5 protein-coding genes and 1 pseudogene are annotated in these 9,158 nt (G+C 70.1%); 3 read left to right on the forward strand and 3 right to left on the reverse strand.

Translation table 11 applies throughout. From position 1 onward, the window contains the following. Both ACFQ4O_RS12000 and ACFQ4O_RS12005 read left to right on the forward strand, forming a co-directional pair. Positions 1-415: pseudogene (locus ACFQ4O_RS12000) on the forward strand (thermonuclease family protein); the annotation flags it as partial. 17 nt (positions 416-432) lie between these two features. After that, positions 433-1,896, forward strand: coding sequence for a M48 family metalloprotease (locus ACFQ4O_RS12005; RefSeq protein ID WP_378775930.1), 1,464 nt, complete (start codon positions 433-435; stop codon positions 1,894-1,896). Here ACFQ4O_RS12005 and ACFQ4O_RS12010 read toward each other — a convergent pair. From ACFQ4O_RS12010 to ACFQ4O_RS12020, 3 genes are all read right to left on the reverse strand, one after another. Continuing rightward, the gene (locus tag ACFQ4O_RS12010) at positions 1,886-2,500 is read right to left on the reverse strand and encodes a cation transporter (protein WP_378775931.1); all 615 of its coding nucleotides are present in this window, start codon (positions 2,498-2,500) and stop codon (positions 1,886-1,888) included. The two genes, ACFQ4O_RS12005 and ACFQ4O_RS12010, sit on opposite strands and share 11 nt — an antisense overlap. Before the next feature lie 36 nt (positions 2,501-2,536). Then, positions 2,537-4,990, reverse strand: a complete 2,454-nt coding sequence (locus ACFQ4O_RS12015) for a penicillin-binding protein 1A (RefSeq protein ID WP_378775932.1) — start codon at positions 4,988-4,990, stop codon at positions 2,537-2,539. A gap of 154 nt (positions 4,991-5,144) precedes the next feature. After that, entirely contained in the window at positions 5,145-6,365 is a 1,221-nt protein-coding gene (locus tag ACFQ4O_RS12020; RefSeq protein ID WP_378775933.1) for an N-acetylmuramoyl-L-alanine amidase, read from the reverse strand. A gap of 771 nt (positions 6,366-7,136) precedes the next feature. Between ACFQ4O_RS12020 and ACFQ4O_RS12025 the strand changes: the two genes are divergently transcribed. Further along, positions 7,137-9,158: Rne/Rng family ribonuclease (locus tag ACFQ4O_RS12025; RefSeq protein WP_378775934.1), on the forward strand; the 2,022-nt coding region annotated here is incomplete at its 3' end.

Raw genomic sequence — 9,158 nt, forward strand, 5'->3', positions numbered from 1 at the left:
GGACGCGAGCCGCGCCGGGCGTGGCTGCGACGCCAGGCTGCGGGCCGCGGAGGCGCCGGCGCGCCGCCAACGCCTTGGTTTGTGGGCGCATTCGTACTACGAGGTTCGAAACGCGGCCGACGGGGCGAGCTTCGCAGCCGACGGCCGTTTCGAGGTCGCCGAAGGCCGCGTGGCGAGCGTGCGGACGTCCGGCGGCCGGGTGTATGTGAATTTCGGACGGCGCTGGCGCGACGCGCTCTCGCTCTCCATATCCGAACCGGCGCTCCGCCGGCTCGGGGGACGAACCGCTCTCGGGCTCGATCCGGGCGCGTGGCTCAGGGTTCGGGGCGTCGTGACGCGGGGCCCCGGCGGCCCGGCGATCCGGATCGACGAGGCCGCCCAGATCGAGCGGATCGCCGCGCCGGGGGCCGAATGATGGGAGTTCGCTGGGGCATGGGGAGGTTCGGTCGGCGCATCGTGACGCTCGCCTGCGCCGCGGCCCTGCTCGCGGGCTGCAGCAGCATCCAACCGGACAAGCACGCCGCGAAGCCGACGCCGATCGTGCCGCCCGCGGCGCCGAAGTCGGTCGGCCAGCCCGGCGCGGTCACGCAGGAGCAGGCCCGCATCGCGGCCGCCTATGGCGGCGTCTATCAGCAGCCCCAGCTCACCGCGCTGCTGAACAGCATCGCCGACCGGCTCGCGGCCGCGTCCGACCGGCCGGACCTGCGCTACAAGGTGACGCTGCTCAACTCGCCGCTGATCAACGCCTTCGCGCTGCCGAACGGCAGCCTCTACGTGACGCGCGGCCTGCTCGCGGTCGCCAACGACACGTCCGAGATCGCGGGCGTGCTGGCGCATGAGATGGCGCATGTCACCGCGCGCCACGCCTTCCAGCGCGCCGACGAGGAGCGCAAGGCGGTGCTCGTCAGCAAGGTCGTGTCCGACGTGCTGGAGAATCGCGAGGCGGGCGCGGTGGCGCTGGCCAAGAGCCGGCTGTCGCTGGCGAGCTTCTCCCGCGCGCAGGAGCTGGAGGCCGACCGCATCGGCGTGCAGAACATCGCCCGCGCCGGCTTCGACCCTTACGGCGCCTCGCGCTTCCTGCTCTCCATGGGTCGGCAGACGGAGCTGCGCAGCGCGGCGCTCGGCCAGAAGCCGTCCCAGCCGGGGCTCGACTTCCTGTCGACCCACCCTTCCACGCCCGAGCGGGTGCAGCTCGCCGTCACCGCCGCCCGCCAGATCGGCGCGCCGGGCATCGGCGAGCGCGACCGCGACCGCTATCTCGTGGCGCTGAACGGCGTTGTCTATGGCGACGATCCCGCGCAGGGCTACGCCCGCGGCCGGCGCTTCCTGCATCCGCGGCTGGGCTTCACGTTTCTGGCGCCCGAAGGCTTCACCTTCGAGAACGGGGCCGAGGCGCTGCTGGGCGTCGCGCCCGACGGACGGGCGCTGCGCCTCGACGCCGCCCGCCTCGCCTCGGGCCGCACGCTCGACGGCTACATCCAAGAAGGCTGGATCGAGGGCGCGGAGCCCGGCCCGGTGGAGCGGCTGGAGGTGAACGGCATGGAGGCCGTGACCATCGTCGCCAAGGGCCGCGACTGGACCTTCCGCTTCGCCGCCATCCGCTTCGGCGACGATGTCTATCGTCTGATCTTCGCCGCGCGCGACCTGACGCCGGAGATCGACGACGGCTTCCGCGCCTCGCTGCAGTCGTTCCGCCGCCTGTCGGCGAGCGAGATCGAAAGCGCGCGGCCCTTGCAGGTGGAGACCGTGACCGTGCGGCCGGGCGACACCGACGCCACCTTCGCCGGGCGCATGGCGCTGACCGACCGCGCGGTGGAGCGCTTCGCGGTGCTGAACGGCCTCGCGCCCGGAGAGCCGCTGCCGCCGGGCTTCAAGGTGAAGGTGATCAGGGAGTGACGGCGAGGCGCTCCTCGCGCGCCGCCTCCCACACCTCCCAGGCGGCGTCGATGTTGAGCGCGGCGATCGCGAGCCCCACCACCAGATCGGGCCAGATCGACGGCCACGCCAGCGTGACGAAGCCCGCCGCGATGATCGCAAGATTGGCGAGCGCGTCGTTGCGGGCGGACAGGAACGCGGCCTTGGTCAGGCTGCCGCTCGCCGCGCGGAACCGCGCCAGCAGCAGGGCGCAGGTGAGGTTGACCCCGAGCGCCCCGAGCGCGACCGCCGACAGCGCCACCGCGTTCGGCGGCGTCGGATCCACGATCCGGTCCCAGGCGGTCCATACGGTGGCGATCACCGGGGCGACGAGGATCAGCGCTAGAACCGCTCCGACCCGCGCCCGCGCCTTCAGCGACCAGCCGAGCGCCAGCAGGATCAGCAGGTTGACGGAGGCGTCCTCCAGGAAATCCATGCTGTCGGCGAACAGCGCCACGGAGCCGAGCGCGAGCGCCGCCCAGAACTCCACGCCGAAATAGCCGAGGTTCAGCGCCGCGACCGCGCCGACCGTGCGGCGCAGGCCCGGAGGCGGACTCACCACATGGGGAGAGGACGTGTCCGCCATCCCGCTGTCTCCTTGATCTCCCCGAGGGGACCGGCGTCAGTACAGGCCGCCGGTGCCGGACCGGATGGCCCGGTCCGCCTCGGGGGTCACCGTCTCCGAGCGCCCGCCGGCCTGACCGATGATCGAATAGCTGTCGGGCGGCGCGGTGCCGGGCTTGAACGCCTCGAGGATCATCTTCGGGTCGCCGGCCGAGGCGCGCATGCCCGTGGACGGGTTGATGCGGATCAGCTTGATGCCGGGCGGCACGCGGAACGGCACCGGCGGCTTGTCCGCGAGCGCGGTCTTCATGAACTCGGTGAACACCGGCGCGGCGATGGAGCCGCCGGTCTCGCCGTCGCCCATGGAGCGGGGCTTGTCGTAGCCGAGATAGACGCCCACCGCGAGATCCGGCGAGAAGCCCACGAACCAGGCGTCCTTGTAGTCGTTGGTGGTGCCGGTCTTGCCGGCGATCGGCTTGCCGACCGCGCGCACGCTGGTCGCCGTGCCGCGCAGCACCACGCCCTCCATCATCGAGGTGATCTGGTAGGCGGTCATGGGGTCGATCACCTGCTCGCGGTGGTCGACCAGCTTCGGCTCGTCCTGATGGCGCCACTCGCCGCCGTTGCAGCCCACGCATTCCCGGTCGTCGTGGCGGTAGATGGTCTTGCCCGTGCGGTCCTGGATGCGGTCGATCACCGTGGGGGTGATCTTCCTGCCGCCGTTGGCGAACATGGCGTAGGCCGCCGTCATGCGCAGCACGGTGGTCTCGCCGGCGCCGAGCGACATGGAGAGGTAGGGCGGCAGGTCGTCGATCACCCCGAAGCGGCGGGCGTATTCGGAGATCAGCGGCATGCCCATGTCCTGCGCCAGACGCACGGTCATGACGTTGCGCGACTTCTCGATGCCGAAGCGCAGGGTCTGCGGGCCATAGAACTTCTTGGCGTAGTTCTCCGGCCGCCACACGCCGACGCCCGCGCCCTGGTTGATCTCGATCGCCGCGTCCAGAACGACGCTGGAGGGGGTGTAGCCGTTGTCGAGGGCGGCGGCGTAGATGAACGGCTTGAACGAGGAGCCCGGCTGCCGGAGCGCCTGGGTGGCGCGGTTGAACTGGCTCTCGTCGTAGGAGAAGCCGCCGGCGAGCGCGAGCACCCGGCCGGTGTAGGGGTCCATGACCACGAGGCCGCCGGAGATGTCCGGCACCTGCCGCAGGCGGTAGTCCGAGCCGCCGGCCTTCAGCGCCTCCACATAGATCACGTCGCCGGGCTTCAGCACCTGCGACACGGTCTTCACCGCCCGGCCGCGCTCGGGACCGGAGGTCCAGCGCGCCCAGCGCACGCCCTCGAGCGGGACGACGCCGGTGCTGCGCTCGCGCAGCACCACGCCGGCCTTGTCCCGGCCGGGCTGCAGGCCGATGGTCGCCTGGGAGGCGGTGGCGCTCAGCACCACGGCGAGGCGCCAGGACGGGATGTCGCCGTAGGCCGGGATGTCCGCCAGCGCCTGGCCCCAGTCGCTCGTGACCTCGATCTCCCGCTCCGGACCGCGCCAGCCGCGCTGCTGGTCGAACGACACCAGACCGTCGCTCAGCGCCTTGCGGGCGAGCACCTGCATCTTCGGGTCGAGCGTGGTGCGGACCGAGAGCCCGCCCTCGTAGAGCCGCTTCTCACCGTACTTCTCGTAGACGACGCGGCGCACTTCCTCGTTGAAATACTCGCTCGCGACCAGCTGCGTGCCGGTGGAGCGCGGATTGACGTCGATCGGCTCTTTCTTCGCCGCGGCGCCTTCTTCGGCGGTGGCGTAGCCGTTCTCCACCACGCGGTCGATCACCCAGTTGCGGCGCTCCATGGCGCGCTCGGGATAGCGGAACGGATGATAGTTGTTGGGCGCCTTCGGCAGCGCCGCCAGATAGGCGGCCTCCGCAAGCGTCAGCTCGTTGACCGACTTGTCGAAATAGACCAGCGAGGCCGCGCCTACGCCGTAGGCGCCGAGGCCGAGATAGATCTCGTTGAGATAGAGCTCGAGGATGCGGTCCTTGGAATAGGTCTGCTCGATGCGCAGCGACAGGAGCGCTTCCTTGATCTTGCGCTCCATCGAGGTCTCGTTGGTCAGCAGGAAGTTCTTCGCCACCTGCTGGGTGATGGTGGAGGCGCCCTGCGGCCGACGGCCGTGATTCTGGATGTTGGTCAGCATGGCCCGGGCGATGCCGACAAAGTCCAGTCCGCCATGGCTGTAGAAGCTTTTATCCTCAGCCGAGATGAAGGCCGTGGTCAGCCGTTTCGGCATGGCCTGGATCGGCAGGAACAGCCGGCGCTCTTTGGCGTATTCCGCGATCAGCCGGCCGTCGTTGGCGTGCAGCCGCGTCATGATCGGCGGCTCGTAATTGGCCAGATGCTCGTAGTCGGGCAGCTCGCGTCCGTAGCTCCAGGCGAAATAGCCCGCCACGGCCGCGCCGCAGAGCGCGACGATCGTGCCGGCGGCGAACAGAAAACCGAGGAACCGGACCAGCAGACGCATCAGGTGTTCGTTCCGTGTCGATGGCCTTTGGGCGCGACGCGCGCCCGGCGGAGGGCGAACGCGCCTTCACACGACGCCCCATCGTCTGCGCCGCCTGTCTCCATACCGGGATCGAAGGCTTTTGTGGAGATTGTACGGCGCAGCGCCGCTGACGCTAATTCAGGCGCCCCGGTGAGCCCGCCGCGACACGGGTCTCGAAATAGCCGTCCACCGCCTTCGCCACCGCGTCCGTCGCCTTGTCGCGCCACGCCTCGGACATGAGCTGTTTGGCGTCCTCCTTGCTCGACAGATAGCCGAGCTCCAGCAGCACGGAGGGCACGTCGGGCGCCCGCAGCACCCGGAAGCCCGCCGAGCGCAGCGGATTCTTGTTCAGCGTAGCGGCGCTCTTGAGGTCCTTCACCAGCCGGCGGGCGAAATCGGCGGTGAAGCCGCGCGTCTCCCGCATGGTCAGGTCGAACAGGATGCCCGCCACGTCTTCCGGCTCGTCGGACAGGTCGAGGCCGGCGATCAGGTCGGCGCGATTCTCCTTCTCCGCCAGCCGCTCCGCCTCCTTGTCCGAGGCCTTGTCGGACAGGGTGTAGACGGTGGCGCCCCGCACTCCGAATGGGTTCGACAGCGTGTCGGCGTGGATCGAAATCATCAGCGCCGCAGCGTGCTCGCGGGCGACGTTCACCCGGTCCGGCAGCGAGATGAAGCTGTCGTCGTCGCGGGTCAGCACCACCTTGCGCTCGCCGGAGGCCTCAAGCTTTTCCTTCAGACGCCGGGCGAAGGCGAGCACGATGTCCTTCTCGGAAACGTCGCCGGGGCCGGCCGCGCCCGGATCGACGCCGCCGTGGCCCGGATCGATCACCACCAACGGCAGGCCGTGGGCGGGCGAGGCCTTCGGCGCGGGCGTGGCGCCGGTCACGTCCGGCGCGGGCGCCTGGGCCATGGCGCGCAGGAAGCTCTTGCGGTCGGTCGGCGTGAGGTCCAGCACCAGCCGCGCGGGCTGGCCCTCCACCGGCTCCAGCACGAAGGCCTTGTCGATGGCGACCGGGCGGATCACGTCCACCACAATGCGCGAGCGGCCCGGCGCGAACATGCCGAAGCGATAGGCGGCGATCAGCCCCCGCCCCTGCTCGCCGGCCTTCTCCGGCAGGCGGAACGTCACCTCCGGCAGGTCGATGACGACGCGGTAGGGGTCGGCCAGCGCGAAGGCGCGGATCGGGGTCGCGGCGGTGAGGTCGATCACGAGGCGGGTGCGCTCGTCGTCGCCCGCGAGCCGGCTGTCGGTCGCCACCGGCGTCGCGCGCACGCCGGCTTCGACAGCGCGCGCAGGCGCGCCGCTCCAGAGGCCGCCGACGACGGCGAGCGCGAGGATGAGCAGGCGAATCATAACAGCCGGACGCCTCCCAGCGACGGTGGAGCAGCCGTGTCGGTTTACGGATTTACGCCCTTCGGGTTAACCCGCCCCTAAGCATGCCCCGCCCGCCGGCCGGCGTCTGTGGCTTTCGCGGCACGGGACGAAGGCGCCTCCCGAGTAGCGCTGCACAGCGATCGTGCTTGTCAATGCGCCGCAGCGTCCGGTAAGAGAAATTCGCTCACGTCGTAGTGCGGCGAATCTTTCCCGATGCTTCGGGTCTGGCGTCGTCGTTTGCGACTGTCGAAACGTCGCTTCGCGCGGCGGCCGCGTTTCGCTCCCTCACCGTGGGGAGCGCGCCTTGCGCCAGCCACGAGCGATGTCAGCCGCCTTCCGCGCACGCGTCGGCGGCGTGCGGCGCGTCCATTCGGTGGCGTTCCGGTTTCGTCAGATTCACGTCGTGAGCCTTCGGAGCTTTGACGCTTCGGGGTTCGCCGCTTGTTTCACGCGCGCCGGGCGTTTTTCCGTCTGGCGCATTCAGATTTGCGAGGTCCCAGGGAGAATGCGCACGGCGATCAACGCCGCTTCCGCGTCATCCCGGATCTCGATCCGCCGGGCTCCCCGGTCTGCGTCCAGCCTCGATGTCCTGTCCGCCGCCCATCGGGCGCCGGCGTGGCGCCGCGGGCCGGACCGCGCCCCCTTCCACATCCCTGCAGCCGGACGCGGTTTTCGCGTCGCGAGCGCGCCCGCGTCGTCGCCTGCGACGGACGCCGGGCCGCCTGGCCGCACACATCAAGAGTTCCGTTCATGGCCAACAAGATGCTCATCGACGCCACGCATCCCGAGGAGACTCGGGTCGTGGTCGTTCGAGGCTCCCGGGTCGAAGAGTTCGATTTCGAGAGCGCCAACCGCAAGCAGCTCCGCGGGAACATCTATCTCGCGAAGGTGACGCGGGTCGAACCGTCGCTTCAGGCGGCGTTCGTCGAATACGGCGGCAACCGCCACGGCTTCCTCGCCTTCAGCGAGATCCATCCCGACTACTACCAGATCCCGGTCGCCGACCGTCAGGCGCTCCTCGCCGAGGAAGAGAAGGCGCACGCCGCCGAAGAGGACAGCGAGAAGGCCGAAGAGACCGAGAAGCCCGCGGGCGGCCGTCGCCGTCGCGGCCGCGCGCGCCCCAAGGCCGCCCCGACCGATGACGAGAACGTCGTCTCCGCCGACGCCCCCGAGGCGGCCGGCGACGACGCCGAAGCCGCGCCGTCCTCCGCGGAGGCCGCGGTCGAGGAGCACGTCGCCGAGCAGGAGGCCAAGGCCGACGGCGACCACGACGAGGACGACCATCCGGTCGAGTCCATCGGCGCGGGCGACGCGCTGGAGGACATCCCGGAGCGCAAGCCCCGCCACGTCCGCTCCTACAAGATCCAGGAGGTCATCAAGCGCCGTCAGGTGCTGCTGGTGCAGGTCGTGAAGGAGGAGCGCGGCAACAAGGGCGCGGCGCTCACCACCTATCTGTCGCTCGCCGGCCGCTATTCGGTGCTGATGCCGAACACCGCCCGCGGCGGCGGCATCTCCCGCAAGATCACCTCGGCCCAGGACCGCAAGCGCCTCAAGGAGGTCGCCGCCGACCTGGAGGTGCCGGAGGGCATGGGCGTCATCCTGCGCACCGCCGGCGCCAACCGCACCAAGCCCGAGATCAAGCGCGACTTCGAATATCTGATGCGCCTGTGGGAGACCGTGCGCGACCTGACGCTAAAGTCCTCGGCGCCGACGCTGGTCTATGAGGAAGGCTCGCTGATCAAGCGCTCCATCCGCGACCTCTACAACAAGGACATCGACGAGGTTCTGGTCGCGGGCGACGAGGGCTACCGCGAGGCCAAGGACTTCATGCGCATGCTCATGCCGAGCCATGCCAAGATCGTTCAGCCCTACCGCGACAGCCAGCCGCTGTTCTCGAAATCCGGCGTGGAAGCCCAGCTCGACGCCATGTTCTCGAACGTGGTGACGCTGAAGTCCGGCGGCTACATCGTCATCAACCAGACCGAAGCGCTGGTCGCGATCGACGTGAACTCGGGCCGCTCCACCCGCGAGCACAACATCGAGGACACCGCCCTCCGCACCAATCTGGAGGCGGCCGAGGAGGTCTCCCGCCAGCTCCGGCTGCGCGACCTCGCGGGGCTCATCGTCATCGATTTCATCGACATGGACGAGAGCCGCAACAACCGCTCGGTCGAGAAGAAGCTCAAGGACTGCCTGAAGGACGACCGCGCCCGCATCCAGCTCGGCCGCATCTCGCATTTCGGCCTGATGGAGATGTCGCGCCAGCGCATCCGCACCGGCGTGCTGGAAAGCTCGAGCGAGGTCTGCCCGACCTGCAACGGCGTCGGCACCGTGCGCGCCGTGCCCTCCGTCGCGCTGCACGTGCTGCGCATGGTGGAGGAGGCGCTGCGCAAGGACGCCTCGCGCAACGTGCTGGTGAAGACCCGCAACGAGGTGGCGCTCTACATCCTCAACCAGAAGCGCGGCCATCTGCGTGAGATCGAGACCCGCTTCGGCGTCGAGATCCTGTTTGCGCCCGAAGGCCATCTGCCGAGCGGCCAGCACCTGATCCTCGAGCGCACCGAGCCCGCCTCCGGGGAACCGCGCGCGATCGTGACCCAGGTCCGCGTCGACAGCGTCGAGCCGGAAGAGCCCGTGGTCGCGGTCGAGGAGGACGAGGAGATCGTCGAGGCGGCGCCCGCTCAGGAGCGCGCCGGCCGTGGCGACCGCAACGAGCGCGCCGAACGCGGCGACGACGAGGAGCGGTCCGAGGGCGGCGCCCGCCGGCGTCGG

It is taken from the genome of Methylopila musalis (assembly GCF_042679725.1).
GTDB lineage: Bacteria > Pseudomonadota > Alphaproteobacteria > Rhizobiales > Methylopilaceae > Methylopila > Methylopila musalis.

What these genes read in the sequence shown, in the direction of transcription:
- ACFQ4O_RS12005 (WP_378775930.1), top strand. Translation starts at nt 433, where the DNA reads ATGGGGAGGTTCGGTCGGCGCATCGTGACGCTCGCCTGCGCCGCGGCC.
- ACFQ4O_RS12010 (WP_378775931.1), bottom strand. Translation starts at nt 2,500, where the DNA reads ATGGCGGACACGTCCTCTCCCCATGTGGTGAGTCCGCCTCCGGGCCTG.
- ACFQ4O_RS12015 (WP_378775932.1), bottom strand. Translation starts at nt 4,990, where the DNA reads ATGCGTCTGCTGGTCCGGTTCCTCGGTTTTCTGTTCGCCGCCGGCACG.
- ACFQ4O_RS12020 (WP_378775933.1), bottom strand. Translation starts at nt 6,365, where the DNA reads ATGATTCGCCTGCTCATCCTCGCGCTCGCCGTCGTCGGCGGCCTCTGG.